General features: G+C 69.4%; 15 protein-coding genes and 1 pseudogene. 10 read left to right on the top strand and 6 right to left on the bottom strand.

Annotated features, from left to right (window positions below; translation table 11 throughout):
- Window positions 1–33 precede the first annotated feature (33 nt).
- The 3 genes from ABD143_RS15890 (at window position 34) to ABD143_RS15880 (ending at window position 2,325) form a co-directional block, all read left to right on the top strand.
- Window positions 34–1,161, top strand: a complete 1,128-nt coding sequence (locus ABD143_RS15890) for an acyl-CoA dehydrogenase family protein (RefSeq protein WP_343978091.1) — start codon at window positions 34–36, stop codon at window positions 1,159–1,161.
- Window positions 1,162–1,250: 89 nt separating this feature from the next.
- A complete protein-coding gene (locus ABD143_RS15885; protein WP_343978088.1) occupies window positions 1,251–1,733 on the top strand; it encodes a type II toxin-antitoxin system RatA family toxin in 483 nt (160 codons plus the stop codon).
- Window position 1,734: 1 nt separating this feature from the next.
- Window positions 1,735–2,325, top strand: a complete 591-nt coding sequence (locus ABD143_RS15880) for a flavin reductase family protein (RefSeq protein WP_343978085.1) — start codon at window positions 1,735–1,737, stop codon at window positions 2,323–2,325.
- A gap of 48 nt (window positions 2,326–2,373) precedes the next feature.
- On the opposite strand, the gene ABD143_RS15875 is transcribed toward ABD143_RS15880, so the two are convergent.
- On the bottom strand, window positions 2,374–2,871 hold the full coding sequence (locus tag ABD143_RS15875; RefSeq protein ID WP_343978082.1) for a TetR/AcrR family transcriptional regulator: 498 nt from the start codon (window positions 2,869–2,871) through the stop codon (window positions 2,374–2,376).
- 202 nt (window positions 2,872–3,073) lie between these two features.
- Here ABD143_RS15875 and ABD143_RS15870 point away from each other — a divergent pair, with 202 nt between their 5' ends.
- Window positions 3,074–3,805, top strand: coding sequence for an SDR family NAD(P)-dependent oxidoreductase (locus ABD143_RS15870; RefSeq protein ID WP_343978079.1), 732 nt, complete (start codon window positions 3,074–3,076; stop codon window positions 3,803–3,805).
- Window positions 3,806–3,834: 29 nt separating this feature from the next.
- Here the strand turns inward: ABD143_RS15870 and ABD143_RS15865 are convergent, their stop codons facing one another.
- Window positions 3,835–4,008, bottom strand: a complete 174-nt coding sequence (locus ABD143_RS15865) for a hypothetical protein (RefSeq protein ID WP_343978076.1) — start codon at window positions 4,006–4,008, stop codon at window positions 3,835–3,837.
- Window positions 4,009–4,496: 488 nt separating this feature from the next.
- Between ABD143_RS15865 and ABD143_RS15860 the strand changes: the two genes are divergently transcribed.
- The 3 genes from ABD143_RS15860 to ABD143_RS15850 all read left to right on the top strand — a co-directional run bounded on the left by ABD143_RS15860 (window position 4,497) and on the right by ABD143_RS15850 (window position 7,871).
- Window positions 4,497–5,099: a superoxide dismutase family protein gene (locus ABD143_RS15860; protein WP_343978073.1), complete on the top strand. Its 603-nt coding sequence runs from the start codon at window positions 4,497–4,499 to the stop codon at window positions 5,097–5,099.
- A gap of 114 nt (window positions 5,100–5,213) precedes the next feature.
- Window positions 5,214–6,455, top strand: coding sequence for a CoA transferase (locus ABD143_RS15855; protein WP_343978070.1), 1,242 nt, complete (start codon window positions 5,214–5,216; stop codon window positions 6,453–6,455).
- A 24-nt stretch (window positions 6,456–6,479) separates the two neighbouring features.
- Window positions 6,480–7,871 carry an amidohydrolase family protein gene (locus ABD143_RS15850; protein WP_343978067.1) on the top strand — a complete coding sequence of 464 codons (1,392 nt, stop codon included), beginning with the start codon at window positions 6,480–6,482 and terminating at the stop codon, window positions 7,869–7,871.
- 57 nt (window positions 7,872–7,928) lie between these two features.
- Here the strand turns inward: ABD143_RS15850 and ABD143_RS15845 are convergent, their stop codons facing one another.
- From ABD143_RS15845 to asnB, 3 genes are all read right to left on the bottom strand, one after another.
- Complete coding sequence (locus ABD143_RS15845; RefSeq protein WP_343978064.1) at window positions 7,929–8,852, bottom strand: xylulokinase; 924 nt, start codon at window positions 8,850–8,852, stop codon at window positions 7,929–7,931.
- Between the two features lie 68 nt (window positions 8,853–8,920).
- Window positions 8,921–9,397 carry an FGGY family carbohydrate kinase gene (locus ABD143_RS15840; RefSeq protein WP_343978061.1) on the bottom strand — a complete coding sequence of 159 codons (477 nt, stop codon included), beginning with the start codon at window positions 9,395–9,397 and terminating at the stop codon, window positions 8,921–8,923.
- Between the two features lie 154 nt (window positions 9,398–9,551).
- On the bottom strand, window positions 9,552–11,405 hold the full coding sequence (gene asnB, locus ABD143_RS15835; protein WP_343978058.1) for an asparagine synthase (glutamine-hydrolyzing): 1,854 nt from the start codon (window positions 11,403–11,405) through the stop codon (window positions 9,552–9,554).
- 560 nt (window positions 11,406–11,965) lie between these two features.
- Here asnB and ABD143_RS15830 point away from each other — a divergent pair.
- Window positions 11,966–14,170: a sensor histidine kinase gene (locus tag ABD143_RS15830; RefSeq protein WP_343979092.1), complete on the top strand. Its 2,205-nt coding sequence runs from the start codon at window positions 11,966–11,968 to the stop codon at window positions 14,168–14,170.
- Here the strand turns inward: ABD143_RS15830 and ABD143_RS38205 are convergent.
- A pseudogene (locus ABD143_RS38205) lies at window positions 14,109–14,333 on the bottom strand (MmyB family transcriptional regulator); the annotation flags it as partial. The gene ABD143_RS15830 and the pseudogene ABD143_RS38205 sit on opposite strands and share 62 nt — an antisense overlap.
- 387 nt (window positions 14,334–14,720) lie before the next feature.
- On the opposite strand from ABD143_RS38205, the gene ABD143_RS15825 reads away from it, so the two are divergent.
- Together ABD143_RS15825 and ABD143_RS15820 are read left to right on the top strand one after the other, a co-directional pair.
- Window positions 14,721–15,890, top strand: coding sequence for a catalase family peroxidase (locus ABD143_RS15825; protein ID WP_343978055.1), 1,170 nt, complete (start codon window positions 14,721–14,723; stop codon window positions 15,888–15,890).
- Complete coding sequence (locus ABD143_RS15820) at window positions 15,880–16,461, top strand: cytochrome b (protein WP_343978052.1); 582 nt, start codon at window positions 15,880–15,882, stop codon at window positions 16,459–16,461. Before ABD143_RS15825 ends, ABD143_RS15820 begins: the two co-directional genes overlap by 11 nt.
- The last annotated feature ends 28 nt before the right edge of the window (window positions 16,462–16,489 follow it).

Below are 16,489 nucleotides of genomic sequence, written 5' to 3'. Positions count from 1 at the left end.
CAACCGGGTGCTCGAACAGAAAGGGGAACGGACATGCGATTCATGCAGCGCGAGAGGGCTACGCTGAATGAGCTTCTTCCGGGCTTGGACGCCGAATTGTCCGCCATGCCGTTGGGCGATCTGGAATGTGCTCGCGGCCCAGGACTGAAGCTGTTCAAGGACGCTCGTGGGCCGGCGCTGCTCGTTCCCGTTGAGCACTCCGGGCTCGGTGCCGACGCCGTCTCAGCAGTTCGGGTGCAACGCGCGATCGCCTCCCGTTCTCCGTCGCTGGCGATTGCGACCACGATGCACCACTTTTCCATCGCCAGTCTGGTCGATGTCAGCGCGAACGCGCAGGGACTCGAGTGGATGCTGCTGCAGGCGATCGCTGAAGGGAGCTTGCTGGTCGCTTCCGGTTTTGCCGAAGGCCGCACGGGGCAAGCGATTCTGTCGCCGACCATGCGTGCGAAAGTGCGCGGCGGCAAGGTCGTGATCAACGGAAGCAAAAAGCCGTGCAGCCTGGCGCACTCCATGGACCTGCTTACCGCATCGGTGGCCCTGCCCACGGACGAAGGTGAGCGGATGGCAGTGGCCCTGGTCGGCAAGGACAGCCCCGGCCTGCAGGTGCGCCCATTCTGGAACAATGCCGTCCTTGCCGGAGCGGAAAGCGACGAAGTGGTCCTGACCGACGTCGAGGTGCCCATGGATCTCGTTGTACGCACCGAGATCACGCCGGACCAGCAACTCGACGAGCTCCAGACCGCCGGTTTCGTGTGGTTCGAGTTGCTGATGTCAGCCTGCTACATCGGTGTGGCGAGCGCCCTGGTCGAGCGGGTCCTGCTTGCTGGCAAGGTAAACGCCTCGCTGCGGGCCGGAGTATTCACCGATATCGAGGCCGCGATGCGCGGCGTGGAAGGTGTGGCCCGGGCGATCAGCCAGGAACGCGCGGGGCAGGACGCCCTTGTCGATGCGCTCGTCTGCCGCTACCACGCCCAGGACACGATCGGCCTGGTTGTCCGCCAGTGCGTCGAAGCGCTCGGCGGGATGGCCTACATCTCCTCCAACGACGTCACCTATCTCGCCGCCGCCTCGACTGCCCTGGCCTTCCACCCACCTTCCCGCGGCCGGATGGCCGAACCGCTGTGCGGCTACATCGCCGGCGGCCCGCTGTCGATTGTCTAAGCCCTGACCCACATTTCGCACCGGTCGCGCCGTCGGTACCGCCCGACACATCACTCATCGCACCACTTCTCTGGAAAGGAGCGCCTGACGTGCCGCAGGTGAAAGTCCGAGCCCTCGTCCCGCACACCGACGCCGACACTGTCTTCGCCCGTATCAGCGACTTCGAACGCTACAGCCACTACACCGACGCCGTCCGCGAGATCACGTTACGTCGGCTGGGAAACGGGGTTGTGGAGTCGGAGTGGTCGGTCAACTTCCGTAACGGAATCCTGTGCTGGTCGGAGCGAGATCACGTTGACCCTGCAGGGCGCGTGATCAGGTTCGAACAGCTCGATGGAGACTTCGAGGAACTTTCAGGAGAGTGGACGGTGACGCCCGCCGGCCAGGATGCTCGCGTCGTCTTCACCGCCGAGTTCGACCTGGGTATGCCCAGCATCGCCGACCTGATCAACCCGATCGCCGAGTGCGCCTTGCGGGAAAACCTCGAAGCCATCCTGCGGGGACTGCTCGGTGACAACAAGGTCCTGTTCACCGCCGAGACAGCACCGTCGGCCTCGCCGGGGAGCGCCTGACATGGCGACTTCTGCATTGGCGCGGCGCGGAGAAGGCACGTCACTGTCCACAATCGACTTCTCCGGCAGGCCGGACAGCCAGACGTTCCGATCAGTTTTCTCCCAGCTGCCCTCGGGTGTCACCGTGATCACCACGGTGGCGCCTTCCGGGAGCCCACGGGGAATGACCGCAAGCGCGGTCTGCTCCCTGTCGCTGGACCCGCTGCTGCTCCTGGTCTGCATCGACAACCGGTCCGGTACGTTGGCAACGCTGCTAGATTGCGGCCGGTTCGCCGTTAACATCCTGCGTGATCGCCACGGTGAAGTCGCCGAAGCCTTCACCGGGCCTGGTCCCAGATTCGCCGGCTTGGCTCATTCCTATGCCGATGGCCTGCCCGTACTCGACGATGCCCTGGCCTGGCTGAGCTGCCGCGTGCATGCAGCCCATCCGGAAGGAGACCACACCATCGTCGTCGGCGCGGTTACCGCCACCGGCCGCTCGCACGGAGAGCCGCTGGTCTGGCATGCCGGCTCCTACCGCAGCCTCGCCCCCTCCGCCCTGCTCAGCCACCAGGCGATCTCCCGCAGGCGGTCCGGGTCGTGCTCGAAGTAGGCAGCCTCCCGGTGTCCGGCGCCGCCGCGCGACCCGTGGGGGTGCCTGCTATCGCGCAGCACCGGTGCGGTTGTGCAGGTCGGTGCGGGCACTTTCGAGGATCTCGTCGGCGAGGGCGGGGTCGGCGTCGGCGACGGCACGTGAGAGGAGCAGCGCGCCGGCCATCTCGCTGAACAGTGCGATTGCGCGCGCTCGCCGCTCGCCCTCGGTGAGTCCGGAGGTGTGGACGGTCTGGGTGAGGCGGTCGAGGTTCTCCGCCAGCCCCTTGGCGTAGCGGGCGCGGGCGGCCGGGTCCAGTCGGCGAGCGTCGCCGGCGAAGCTCGCGTTCGGGCAGCCATGCTCGATGCCGGCGCGGTGTTCGGGCGACAGATACCAGTCGATGCGTTCGGTGAGCGGATCGCTACCGGATGCCTGGGCTGCGGTGATGGCCCGGTCGAGGTTGTCGATCCCGTCCGCCATGGCCTTTGCGAGTACGGTGTCTACGAGCGCGTCCTTCGAGGCGAAGTGGTTGTAGAAGCCGCCGCGCGTCGGTCCGGCCGCGCCCATCAGTTCGTTGAGGCCACCGCGTCGACGCCACGGTCACGGAACAGGCCGTCTGCGACGGCGACGATCGTTTCGTGGTTATCCGCTGCCTGCTGCTTCGTGATAACCCACACCCGACCGGGCACACGCGCTGGGACGCCCTCAGCGGCCGGGGCAGATCGACGTCGCCGGCCACCCACATCCACCTCTATCTGGAGCAATGAGCATGGGCAAGTTGCAGGGGAAAGTGGCGGTCATCACTGGCGGCACCGCAGGGATCGGGCTTGCCGCGGCAAAGATCTTCGTCGCAGAAGGTGCCTATGTCTTCGTCACGGGGCGCCGCCAGAAGGAACTCGACGACGCCGTGCAGGATATCGGCGACAACGTCATCGGTGTTCAGGGAGATGCTGCCAATCTGGCCGACCTGGACCGCCTCTACGAGACTGTCAAAGCAGCCACGGCGCAGATCGATATCGTCTTCGCCAACGCCGGCGTGGGAGAGTTCGCTCCGCTCGAAGGTGTCACGGAAGAGCACTTTGACAAAATATTCGACATCAATGTGAAGGGGGTGCTCTTCACAGTGCAGAAGGCGCTACCGGTGATGAGGGACGGCGGTTCCATCATCCTCACCGGTTCCGTCGCGAGCATCAAGGGAACCCCGGGGTTGGCGGTCTACGGCGCGAGCAAGGCGGCTATCCGGAATTTCGTACGCGGATGGACCGTCGAACTGAAGGACCGGCGTATCCGCGCCAACGTACTCAGCCCCGGTCCGATCGCAACGCCAATGACGGCGGCGCAACCCCAAGAAGCCATCGGGAAGATCGTGTCCGCCGTTCCGATGGGCCGCATGGGTGAGCCCGACGAAGTGGCCAAGGCGGCGCTGTTTCTGGCCTCAGCCGACTCAAGTTTCGTCACGGGCATCGAGCTCTTCGTCGACGGCGGCAGGGCGCAGATCTGATACCGCAACCCCCTCGCGCAGCGAGCCCGTCACGTAGATCGAGCGGGCCGCGTCACGCAGGACGTCGGTTCCGGTGACCGCGCCGAGTGCACCGGACGGTCGTCGAGGATCAGGACGGCGCCGGTCCGGTCGGCGAGCTCGCGCAGCCCGCGGGCGAACACTGGGTCGACGAGCTCCTGGTCGCGGCGGACGTCGTGGCGCAACGGCGCAGTCGACGCGGCCGAGCGTGTCCACCGCGGCGGCGGTGACCCCCGGGATGCATGCGCCGCTGTCGCCCGCGACCTGCACATCGGCGCGCCGGACGTCTTGGGCGACTTCACCGTCCGGAACAGCCCATGGGCGGAGAGCAGCGTGCGATATCCACCAATGGCCGGGAATTGTCGTCCGCGTTGTGGACGGTCAACATCCGGCGGTCCTAATTGGATCAAGTGGGAGTCGGGGAAGCGGACGGGCTTGCGCTGGGTCGGCAACCCGCCGTAATATCGAAGTTGCGGTAGTGGGTAAGAGTTGATCGAGCTGACTGTGTGCTGAATCAATAAATAGATGATCCTGAACAATGGGATCGCAGGGGCATCAATATAATCGCCGGTCGGTCATCCGGCATCCGGCATGGCGTCTCACCACCCTTCGATCCCGTCACCTCACCCGGGAGCACCTCATGCGACGCATTGCCACGAGCGATCTTCCACAGATGCGTGACTACCGGATCCATGCCGCATCCCTCCTCGCGGTCTTCGCGCTCTCCGCGTGTTCGGGCCAGGCGGCCCCGCCGCCCCCCGCGGCCCAGGCGATCCCTGCCACCATCCAGAGCAACGCGGCGCGTGCCGCGAACGTCCAGGCGACGTTCGCGCAGGGGCCGGGCATCGCGCTCACCTACATGCCCGCACTCGTGCCTGCGGGCGCCACCGCGAACGTCACGTCGGCCTCCGGTGGTGGCGCGTCGACCGTCAAGCTCGACGTCAGCGGACTGGTCCCCAACCGCGCCTACGGGGCGCACGCCCACACCATGGACTGCGGCGCCACAGGCGCCGATGCCGGACCGCACTTCCAGCATCAGAAGGACCCGGTCACGCCGAGCGTCGACCCGGCCTACGCGAACGCGCAGAACGAGATCTGGTTGGACTTCCAGACCGACGCCGGAGGCAAGGCCACCGCGACTTCCAGAGTGAACTGGGAATTCACCGACGGCGCCCACCCGCGGTCGGTGGTCGTGCACGAGCACCACACCTCGACCGAGCCGGGAATGGCCGGAACCGCGGGAGGTCGGGCAGCGTGCGTCACCGTGGGCTTCTGATGCGAAGACGATAGATCGTCGCGTCGGGTCGGCCATATAACTCAGTGAGGTTGTACAGCGACGCACCCGCCGGACTGCTGATCGTCATCGCGGCCCCAGCGTATCGTCAGCGCCGTGCCGCACCACCGCGCGCGACCTGCGGCGTCCGACCGGGTCGCAGACTGGGCTGCCAGCGGGGTCGTCGCACTCACCGGACGGGCGGACGGACCGCCGCTTGTGCCGCCGGGCCGCGCGGCCACGGTTGCGCGCGAGCTTGCCGAGCGGATCGGGCGGGCCAGCGGGGGCCGGGTCCGGGTGGACGGGCCGCGCCTGCTGTCCGAACGCGCTGCGTTCACCGGCCACACCCGCGGCGGCGCGGTGTCCGCGGGCGGTCGCTGCCGCCTGCTGCCGACTTCCGACGGATGGGCAACCGTCTCGTGCGCCCGCCCCGACGACCCGCTCCTGCTCGGCGCGCTCGTCGGCGCGGACCTCACCGGCGACCCGTGGCCGGCTCTGGCGGCCTGGCTCCGCGCACACCTGGGGGCTGAGCTCGCCGAGCGTGCCACGCTGCTCGGCCTCGCCGCTGCACCGGTGGACCCACCGCCACCCCAGGTGTTCCCGGACCTCCCGCCGCGATCCGTCGAAGGGCTGCTCGTCGTCGACTTCAGCGCGCTGTGGGCCGGCCCGCTCTGCGCGCACCTCCTCGGCCTGGGCGGCGCACAGGTAGTGAAGGTCGAGACCCCCACCCGCCCCGACGGGGCCCGCCTCGGTTCCCCCGGCTTCTACCGCCTCCTGCATGCCGGCCACCGCTCGGTCGTGCTCGACCCGAGCCTCCCCGCCGACCGGGCCGGGCTGGCCGCCCTTGTCCATGCGGCCGACATTGTCATCGAAGCCTCGCGGCCGCGGGCTCTTGCAGGGTTCGGGCTGGACATGCAGGCCGCCGTCGCCGCGGGGACGACCTGGATCTCGATCACCGCGGCCGGCCGGTCCTCGCAGCGGGTCGGGTTCGGCGACGACGTCGCCGCCGCCGCCGGCCTGGTCGTGTACGACGCGGCCGGCCCGGTCTTCTGCGGTGATGCGATCGCCGACCCGCTCACCGGCCTCACCGCGGCAGCCCTGGCTCTCACGGCCCCGGCCGACGGCTCGGGCGTGCTGTGGGACGTCGCGATGGCCGGGGTCGTCGCCGCCACTCTCGACGCCGGGCCGTCGGCCCCCGCCGTCGCGGCCCGACCCGAGGGCTCGGGCTGGATGCTCGACACCCCGACCGGTCCGGTTCCGGTTGCCGTTCCACAGCGGCGCACCGTCGCTGGAGCCGCCCCGGCCGCCGGCGCCGACACGGCCGCCGTCCTCGCCGCGGTGGGCGTGCCTGCCCAGTGATGACAGCCCAGTGATGACCGCACCGTGATCCTCATCCGGGACGCCGAGGTCGAGGACCGTCGCGTCGACGTCAGGATCGCCGATAGGAGCGTGACCGAGGTCGGCGTCGGCCTCGTCCACCGGGCAGGCGAGGAGGTGCTCGACGCCGACGGCGCCGCGCTGATTCCGGGGCTCGTCGACCACCATCTGCACCTGCACGCGCTGGCCGCCGCCGGACGCTCCGCGGCGTGCGGTCCCCCCGCAGTGCACGATGCCGCGGCCCTCGCCGCCGCGCTCGCCGCCGCCCCCGCCGACGAACACGGCTGGGTCCGCGGCGTCGGCTACCACGAGACCGTCGCGGGCCACCTCGACGCCGCCGCGCTGGACGCGCTCCACCCGTCCCGCCCGGTCCGCCTCCAGCACCGCAGCGGCGCACTGTGGATCGTGAACAGTGCCGCCGCCTGCCGCCTGGGCCTCCCCGACGCCGAGCACCCCGGGATCGAACGTGCGCCCGGCGGCGCCCCCACCGGACGGCTCTGGCGCGCCGACGGCTGGCTGCGCTCCCGCCTGCCCGACCGCGGCTTACCCGACCTCTCCGCTGTCGGCGCCCGCCTCGCCGCATTCGGGATCACTTCAGTCACCGACGCCACTCCGGACCTCGATCCAGCAGCACTCGATGCCCTCGCGGGGGCCGTCACGAACGGGGCGCTCCCTCAGGAGGTGCATGTGCTCGGCGCTCCGCTCGGGACCGCACCTCCCGCCCCGCTGACAGCCGGGCCGTACAAGATCGTGCTTGCCGACTCGGGCCTGCCCGACCTCGACACGCTCAGTCAGACGATCCGCACAGCGCACGCGTTCGGCCGTCCAGTGGCCGCCCACTGCGTCACTCGCGAGGCGTTCGTGCTGCTCCTCGCCGCGCTCGAGGACGCGGGTTCCGTCCGTGGCGACCGCGTCGAGCACGCCGCCCTGGTGCCCGCCGAGCTGCTGGGCGACCTCGAACGACGCGGCATGCGGGTCGTCACCCAACCCGGGTTCCTCGCCGACCGGGGTGACGACTACATACGCGAGATCCCCGGTACCGAGCACACCGACCTCTATCGCTGCCGCAGCCTGCTCGACGCCGGAGTGCCCCTGGCGCTGTCGAGCGACGCCCCCTACGGCCCACTGGACCCGTGGACCGTGATCACCGCCGCGACCCGCCGCCGCACCTCCTCCGGTGCCATTCTCGGTCCGGCCGAACGGCTGACCCCGGCCGCTGCCCTGGCGGCCTACCTCGCCCCACCCGACGATCCCGGCGGCCCGCGCCGCCGGATCCGCCCAGGAGCACCGGCAGACCTGGTACTGCTCCGCGATCCTCTCGCCGTCGCGCTCGCGGAGCTCCCGGCAACACCGGTGCGAGCCGTGCTGTTCGGCGGCCGCCGCGTGCCCGCGCGATGAGCCTGCTGCAGGTCAGTACGTTCTCCGCAAGTCGCCGCGGTTGTTCAAGTGAGGCGCTCACGCAGCCGCGGAAACGGTGCGCCAGGAGGCGAGACGGGTGTGCAGGTCGCGCAGGGCAGCGTAGGACGTGCGGTACGCCTCATAGAGGGGCTCCAGCCGATCGGCGTCGGGGGAGGGGGTGAAGACACAGTCGACGGCGACGGTCGCGGCGGCTGCTGTCTCCACGTCGGGATAGATCCCGGCGCCGACGGCGCCCAGCAGGGCCGCACCCAGCGCGGCGCTGTCGTGCACCCGTAGCCGTTCGACGGGGCGCTGCAGCACGTCCGCATGGATCTGCGTCCAGAGGTCACTTCGCGCCGCACCACCGGAGAACGTCATGGACGGCAACGGGAATCCGCACGCCTGCTCCACCACGCCCAGGACATGCCGCCCCGACATCGCCACCCCTTCGAGGACCGCGCGGGACATGTCCGCTTGCGACGTTGCCGAGCTCAGACCGAAGAAGCTCCCTCGCACCTCGGAGTCCCAGAGCGGCGCCCGCTCGCCCATGAGATATGGCGTGAAGATCACCCCCGGCATGCCGGCCGCCGCCGACAGGAGCACCTCTTCGATGCTCAGCCCAACGACCTGGCTCCACCAGCGCACCGCGTCCCCCGCCGCCTGCGTCGGCCCAGCGTGCACGAAGAGCCCTTTCCTCGGAGGAAAGGTGACGATTCCCTGCGCGGGTTCTGAATCGTTCGATGCTCCTGCGACAACCAGCGAAGTACCGCACGACACCATGCCACGCCTCGGTTCCGTCGTTCGCGTGCCGAAAACCGCGCCGAAGGCGTCCATCGTTCCGACGACCGCGTCAGCGGAGCCGAGCTCGGGCAGCGTCGTGCGGCCCAGTGTCGCCTCGGGCTCCAAGATCGGCGGCAACTTGCCAGCCAGCCCGTCGACGAGCCCAACGGCTTCCGGAAGATAGCCCGCTGCCCCGGCCACCCGCACCCCGGACAGCTGATCGGTCGCCACCACCCCGGTCAGTTTCGCCACCACGAAGTCCTTCGGGCTCAAACCCACCGCGTCCGCTCCCACAGCGAAGACCGTTCGCGGGCGAACCACTCCGCCCGCGCGCCGACGAATGAAGCGTCGAGCACGATCGGGCCGCCCCAGATCCTGACCTTCTCGTCGGTCGTGAACCTGGCGTCGAGCTCTCGCGCGATGTCGGCGCAGCGCTGGTCCTGCCAGATGATCGCTGATGCCAGTGGCCGCAGGTGCTCGTCGACGAAGACGTGGGTGTTCACCTGGCTGACGATCCCGACCGACCGCAGCGCGCCAGCCGGGAGCCCGGCAAGGACGGCGCGCATACCTGTCACACATCCGCGCCACCAGTCGAGCGGGTCCTGTTCGGCCCACCCTGGCCGCGGTCGCCCAATTGGATGATCCGTCGTGTGCGCGCTGACCAGGTCTCCCTGCACCGTGAACGCGGCGACCTTGACCGCCGTCGTCCCGACATCGATGCCGAGCATCAACTCCGGAGCCTTCACGGGTATCAAGTCAAGCATCAGGCAGCCGGCTCATGCCGTCTCTCGTTGTCGGGGTGGTCCCTGGTCCTGGCGACGTTGAGCACGACGCGCCCGTTTCGCTGGCCGGCATCCACCTCCCGCCACCGTTCGGCGCGTCTTCTGGCAGCGGGCGGGCTCAGGCGGCGATGTCGAGGGTCGGCTGGTAGCGGCGCAGCCAAGCGTCGAGTTGCAGAACGTTCTCGATCCTGGCGCGGGCATTCTCGAGGCTGCGGGACCCGACCTCCTGCTCGGTCAGCGTCTGGGCGGCCTCCCGGTTGATGAGCGGCTTCACCGGTGCGTCCTCGGCCACCAGCAGCTTGGCGAGCTCGTCGCGCAGCATCCGCTCGTAGCCGGGGTCCTGCGTCGACGGGTACGGGCTCTTGACCCGCTCGACGATCGACTTCGGCAGCAGATCGCGGGTCGCGGCGCGCAGCAGGCTCTTCTCCCTGCCGTCAAACGTCTTGAACGCCCACGGGGTGTTGAACACGTACTGCACCAGGCGGTGGTCACAGAACGGCACCCGGACCTCGAGACCGCTGGCCATGCTCATCCGGTCCTTGCGGTCGAGCAGGATCTGCACGAACCGGGTGAGGTGCAGATAGCACACCTCCCGCATCCGGCGCTCCCGCGCCGAGACACCGTCGACGTACGGCACCTCCGCGAGCGCGTCGCGGTAGGAGGCGTCGCGGTACCCGGGCAGGTCCAGCTTCCGCAGCAGGCCCGGCTCGATCAGGCTGCCGCGGTCGTCCGCGCCCCTGCCGAACGCCGCCATCCACGGGAAGGTGTCCGCGTTGACCGCCTTCGGGTCGTGGAACCAGCGGTACCCGCCGAAGACCTCGTCGGCCGACTCCCCCGAGAGAGCCACCGTCGACCGACCCCGGATCGCCTTGAACAGCAGATAGAGCGAGGTGTCCATGTCCCCGAAGCTCACCGGCAGGTCGCGGGCGCGGAGAACCGCCGCCCGGGCGTCGGGGTCCATCAGGTCATCGTTGGACAGGGTGATGTCGCGGTGGTTCGCGCCGACGTGCTCGGCGAGCTCACGGACGTACGGACCGTCCGGGGTGTCGCGCAGCGGGTCCGCGCTGAAATGCTCCTCGTAGCCGACGAAGCCCACCGCGAACGAGCGCACGGCCCCGGCTCCGACGGCGGCGAGCTTCTGCGCGGCCAGGGCGGTCACGGCGCTCGAGTCCAGACCCCCCGAGAGCAGCGTGCACAGCGGCACGTCGGAGATCAGCTGGCGGGCGATGATGTCGTCGAGCAGCTCACGGACGTGAGCCACCGTGGTGTCGAGGTCGTCGGTGTGCTCGAGGGCCTCCAGCTTCCAGTAGCGCAGGACGGTGAGGCCGTTGCGGTTCACCCGGACCAGGGAGCCAGGCCGGACCTCGTGCATGCCCGTGTAGATCCCGTGGCCGGGCGTCTTCACGAAGGCGAGCAGCTCGCGCAGGCCGTCGGTGTCCAGCGCGGCGCGTGCCGACGGATGGGCCAGGATCGCCTTGGGTTCCGATCCGAACAGCACCCCGTCGGGCGTCGGGTAGTAGTACAGCGGCTTGACGCCCATCCGGTCCCGGACCAGGAACAGCTCCTCGCGCCTGGTGTCCCACAGCGCGAAGGCGAACATGCCGTTGAGGCGTTCGACGACGGCTTCGCCCCACTCGAGGTACCCGCGCAGGACGACCTCGGTGTCGCTGTCGGTCCGGAACACGTGGCCGCGCCCCTGCAGCTCGGCGCGCAGTTCGGTGAAGTTGTAGACCTCGCCGCTGTAGACGATCGTCGCCAGCGTCGCGCCGTTCTCCTCCACGGTCATCGGCTGCCGTCCGCCCGGCAGGTCGATGATCGCCAGCCGGCGGTGACCGAGTGCGGCATGCCGGCTCGTCCAGAGCCCTTCGTCGTCCGGGCCCCTGCAGGCCATGGTGTCGACCATCGGCTGCACGCGACCTCGTTCGCGCTCGAGGTCGCCCCGAAAGTCGCACTGTCCCGCGATTCCACACATATCTTTCGCCTCCCGCGTCGCCCGGTTATATCCCGGTAACAAACAACTCGATCGTAGGAGCGCCTCATTGGCTAGGCCAACTAAATGATCTATTGTCGCTCGGCGGGTGCCGAAGGGAAATCATCTGGGCTGGTCCAGGGGTCGACCACCGGAGGGATGGTGGGTGCGATCACACCGTGATGCGCACCTCGGCGACGGCAGTGGGTGCCGGATTCGCGCAAATCGTGGCAAAAATGCGGAGTCTCGGTATTGATCCAATTCGTCCACGCCGACGGATCTGCGGCGTATGCGCTGTGCCCCGCGCCGCGCCCCGGCTCGCACACTACCGCCGCCTGACTACAGCACTTGAATTCAGGCTCCGCAGCGTGGCAGGGGCGATACACATCATTGGCGGATTCGGGCGGTGGTCATTCCGTCGGGATTTTCCAGGTAGCTCATGGCCCGAAGGGAAGTCGATGATGTGATCGGCGGCGGTACCGGGCGCGAGCAGAGGTCCCCGGCGCCGCCCCCGCTGTAGCCGGCTCGCAGGCGTGCCACCGCCCGGCGTGGCGGGCCTTACCATGCTGTGGTCGGCAACGACGTTCCCACCGTGCTGCCTGCACTTTGCCCGTGCCGAGCACGCCACTGGGCGCAGGCCGTCGCACCTGGGGCCGGTTGCTGACGGGACCGGGCATCGCGCCACCACCACCCGCCTCACGGGAAGGGCGACCTTGACGTTGCAAACATCGTCACCCACGAAGCCCGTCGCGACCCGACGATGGCTGCACGCGTTGTCCGCGGGGCCCTCCCGGCGGCGTCGGCTCGCCGGAGCGCTGACCGGGCTGGTCGTTCTTCCCCTGCTGACACTCGGAATGGACAAGCTTCTCCGCGGCAGCTTGAACATTCCCAGCCAGATGCTGCTCTACCTGCTCGTGGTCGTGGTGGTAGCGCTGGTCGGGGGGCTGATCCCGGCGCTGGCCGCCGCGGTCGCGGCCTCGTTGCTGCTGGCCTACTACTTCATCCCACCGATGCGCGACTTCGGCGCCGCCGAACTCAACAACGTGGTGGACGTGGTCGGGTTCCTCCTCGTCGCGGGCGCGGTCAGCTCGGTTGTCGGCGTGGCCGACAGCCGGACCCGCGAGGCCGAAGCCCTTGCGAACGCGAACGCCGTTCTCGCCGAGGAACAGGCCGCGTTGCGGCGGGTAGCGACGCTCGTCGCTCGTGGGCTGCCGCCTGCCGAGATCTTCGCGGCCGTCACGCACCAGGTCGGCAGCGTCCTCGGTGCCGAGGACGCGCTCATCGTCCGCCTCGATCCCGACGGCGCGACGACCCTCGCCGCCACCACGGGCGCATACGCCGCCACGATGCCGGTGGGGAGCCGCTGGACCCTTGAACCACCGCTGGCCTTGGCGGTCGCCTTACGCACGGGCCACCCCGCTCGCCTCGACGACATCAGCCAAGCGCCTGGCGCCTACGGCGACGCCATCCGCCGGTTGGGAATCCGGTCGGCGGTCGCGGCTCCGATCGTCGTCGAGGGGCATGCGTGGGGCGCGATCGTCGTCGGGGCGCGGCGCGAGCGCCTCCCGGCCGACACCGAGGAGCGCATGGCTCGATTCACCGAACTCGTCGGCGCCGCCATCGCGAACGCCGACAGCCGCGAGGAGCTGCGCGTGCTCGCGGACGAGCAGGCGGCGTTGCGTCGCGTCGCCATGCTCGTCGCCCGCGGGGTGCCTCCGGCCGAAGTGATCGCGGCCGTCACGCACGAGGTCGGGCGGGTCCTCGGTTCCGACGCCACGGTCATCCTCCGGCTCGATCCCGACGGCGCGGCGACCGTCGCCGCCGGCACCGGCGCATACGCCGATGCGTTGCCTGTGGGCAGCCGCTGGGAGCTTGAGCCACCGCTGGCCATGGCGGCCGTCCTGAACACGGGCCGCTCGGCTCGCCTCGACGACTACGACCGGCCCTCCGGCGCCTACGGCGACGTCGTCCGCCGGGTGGGAATCCGGTCGGGGGTCGCGGCCCCGATCGTCGTCGAGGGACGTCTGTGGGGCGGGATCGGCGTCGGGACGCGGCGCGAGCGTTTCCCGGCCGACACCGAACAGCGCCTGGCCGGCTTCACCGAACTGATCGGCACCGCGATCGCGAACGCCGACAGCCGCGCCCAGCTCACCGCCTCCCGCGCCCGCATCGTCGCCGCCGCGGACGCCGCCCGCCGACGCATCGAGCGCGACCTGCACGACGGCACCCAGCAGCGACTGGTCTCGCTCGGCCTCGAGCTGCGCGTCGCCCAGTCCGCGGTGCCCGCGGACCTGCCCGCCCTTCAGGTGCAGGTCGGTCGGGTCGCCGACGAGCTCATCGGGGTGATCGAGGAGCTGCGCGAGATCTCCCACGGCATCCACCCGGCGATCCTGTCCGAGGGCGGGCTCGGCCCCGCCCTGCGCACCCTCGCCCGCCGCACCGCGATCCCGGTGGAGCTGGAGTTTCGGGCGCAAAACCGGTCTCGGGAGCGGATCGAGGTGGCGGCCTACTACGTGGTGTCGGAGGCGCTCACCAACACCACCAAACACGCCCGCGCCTCCTACGCCCAGGTCACCGTCGAGCAGCGCGACGCCATGCTGTGTCTCTCGATCCGCGACGACGGCAACGGCGGCGCCGATCCCGCCGGAGGCACTGGCCTGATCGGCATGCGTGACCGGGTGCAGGCCCTGGACGGCTCGATCGAGATCAACAGCCGCCCCGGTGACGGGACGGCGATCGTCGTCGAGCTACCGCTGCAGCCCGACTGACCGGTCGACCCCGCCTGCGGGCGAGGGCCTGGTAGTCCAGCTTCATCGGTCCGGCGACGGGATGGGTGAACCGCTTGGTGCCGGAGGTGCATTCGTAGACCCGGTGCTCGCACCAGACCGAGCGGAAGTCCGCACTTTCACCGTCGATTCGCCGACGAGCTCGTTGAGCTCTCGGTCATCGGGGTCGGCCGCAGCGTCGACGGTTCGGCTGGCGGGATCGGGAATTCTTGAGGGCTGAAGTGCCAAGGGCACGGCCGTGCGGGGGGGACGTTTCGGCTCATATCCGGCAATGCTGGACAACATAGTCCGATGAGTGGACTGTTCGTGGAGTCTCGCCGTACCGTCTGCTTATCGTCTCGGTCATGACGTCTGCATTGATCGTCGGCGGCATCACGCGAACGTCGCAGCGGAAAATCGCCGGGCTGGTGGCGGCCATGGCTGGGATCGATCTCCAAGACGTGACCGTGCTCGACGCCGAGCGCGTCCCCCCTCGTCGGACCCAGCCTGCGCGCACGCGTGGCCGTTCGAAGAAGGAGAGAAAGCAGACCCGATGGACGACACGACCGATCCACCAACTCCACCGGTCGAGCCACCTGCCGCCGAGCCACCTGCCGCCGAGCCGCCTATCGGCCGGACGCCGCTGTCCCGGCGGCGCGTGCTGGGCGGCCTGGCCGCAATCGGCGGGATAAGCGCAGTTAACGTCGGCGGGTTTCTCTGGGCAGGTGGCTGGTTCACCCCGGAGACCCTCACCACGACGCGGTTCACTGACCGTTTCGAGCAGGTGTTCGGCAGGCACGACGGATTCCGCCGCAACCACGCGAAGGGTGTCAGTGCCACGGGGGTCTTCACCAGCAACGGCGCCGGCACCGTGCTGTCCACGGCGACCGTGTTCCGGCCCGGCACGACACCTGTCACCGCACGGTTCTCCCTCTCCGGCGGGGTGCCGACCGTCGCCGACGCCAACGCCACCGTTCGGGGTCTCGGCGTGCTGTTCCACATGCCCAACGGCGAGCAGTGGCGCACCGCGATGGTGAACACGCCGGTGTTCACCGACCGCGTGCCGCAGGGCTTCTACGAGCGGTTGCTGGCGACCGAGCCGGTGCCCGCTACCGGCCAGCCGGAGCCGGTGAAGCTCGCGGCGTTCCTGGCGAAGTATCCGGAGACCGCACGGGCCATGGCGCTGATCAACAAGACGCCGCCGTCGACGGACCTCTACAACAGCCCGTTCCACAGTTTGAACGCTTTCTGGTTCACGAACTCGGCGGGCACGACCGTGCCGGTGCGCTGGACCGTGATGCCCGACGAGCCGTTCCAGCCCGTGGCGGGCGCAGCGCATCCACCCGGCCGGGACTACCTGTTCGACGCGTTGATAGCCAAGGTGGCGCAGGGTCCGGTGCGCTGGCGGTTCCTGGTGACGGTCGGTCAGCCCGGCGACCCCACGAACGACGCCACGCAGCCATGGCCCGCCGACCGACGCCAGGTGGAGGTGGGCGCGCTCATGATCGACTCGCTGCAGACCGAGGCACCCGGCAACGCGCGGGACGTCAACTTCGACCCGCTCGTGCTGCCGGCGGGCATCGCCCCGTCCGACGACCCACTGCTCGCCGCGCGGTCGGCCGTATATGCGCGGTCCTACGAGCGCAGAACCCGCGAACCCCATACGCCCAGCGCGGTCGACGTCACAACAGTGGAAACGAGGAAGGCGAGCTATGAGCACTGAGCCGACGCCGGCTCCGGTGCGGTTCACCGTGGTCGCGCGGGTGCTGCACTGGACGATGGCGGTGATGGTGATCGCCACACTGTTCATCGGCGTGTTCATGGTGAACTCGATATCCGACTTCCATGCCCTGGTCGCCATTCACGAGCCGCTGGGTATCGCGATCTTCGTGTTCGTGTTGGTGCGTATCGGTTGGCGGCTGACGCACGTCCTGCCGCCGTTCCCGCCCGGGATGGGGCCGTTGGACCGCCTCGCGGCGAAGTACTCCGAGCGCCTGCTCTACGCGCTTCTGATCTGTCAGCCGTTGATCGGCTGGGCGATGGTGTCCGCGTCCGGGCTGCCGATCGTCCTTTTCGGATCTCTGCACCTCCCGGCCATCGTCCCGCAGAACATCACCCTGTTCGCCATCCTGCTCCGCGCGCACATCATCGCGGCCTACCTGCTGTACCTGACGTTCGCCGCGCACCTGGCCGGCGTGCTGTTGCACACCATCGTGATCAGGGACCGGGCGCTGGACAGGATGGCATTCTGGCGAGCGCCGAAATCCTCTCGAGAGGTGGCGGAGGGGGAGTAAGGCGGTGTAGGCGGTGATGCGGGCGCAG

It is taken from the genome of Pseudonocardia aurantiaca (genome assembly GCF_039526725.1).
GTDB lineage: Bacteria > Actinomycetota > Actinomycetes > Mycobacteriales > Pseudonocardiaceae > Pseudonocardia > Pseudonocardia aurantiaca.
This window is presented reverse-complemented; position numbering and strand designations above follow the sequence as displayed.

Bases quoted from the DNA above. Each gene is read 5' to 3' on its own strand.
- ABD143_RS15890 (WP_343978091.1), top strand. From the start codon at position 34: ATGCGATTCATGCAGCGCGAGAGGGCTACGCTGAATGAGCTTCTTCCG.
- ABD143_RS15880 (WP_343978085.1), top strand. From the start codon at position 1,735: ATGGCGACTTCTGCATTGGCGCGGCGCGGAGAAGGCACGTCACTGTCC.
- ABD143_RS15875 (WP_343978082.1), bottom strand. From the start codon at position 2,871: ATGGGCGCGGCCGGACCGACGCGCGGCGGCTTCTACAACCACTTCGCC.
- ABD143_RS15870 (WP_343978079.1), top strand. From the start codon at position 3,074: ATGGGCAAGTTGCAGGGGAAAGTGGCGGTCATCACTGGCGGCACCGCA.
- ABD143_RS15860 (WP_343978073.1), top strand. From the start codon at position 4,497: ATGCGTGACTACCGGATCCATGCCGCATCCCTCCTCGCGGTCTTCGCG.
- asnB (WP_343978058.1), bottom strand. From the start codon at position 11,405: ATGTGTGGAATCGCGGGACAGTGCGACTTTCGGGGCGACCTCGAGCGC.
- ABD143_RS15830 (WP_343979092.1), top strand. From the start codon at position 11,966: ATGCTGTGGTCGGCAACGACGTTCCCACCGTGCTGCCTGCACTTTGCC.
- ABD143_RS15825 (WP_343978055.1), top strand. From the start codon at position 14,721: ATGGACGACACGACCGATCCACCAACTCCACCGGTCGAGCCACCTGCC.
- ABD143_RS15820 (WP_343978052.1), top strand. From the start codon at position 15,880: ATGAGCACTGAGCCGACGCCGGCTCCGGTGCGGTTCACCGTGGTCGCG.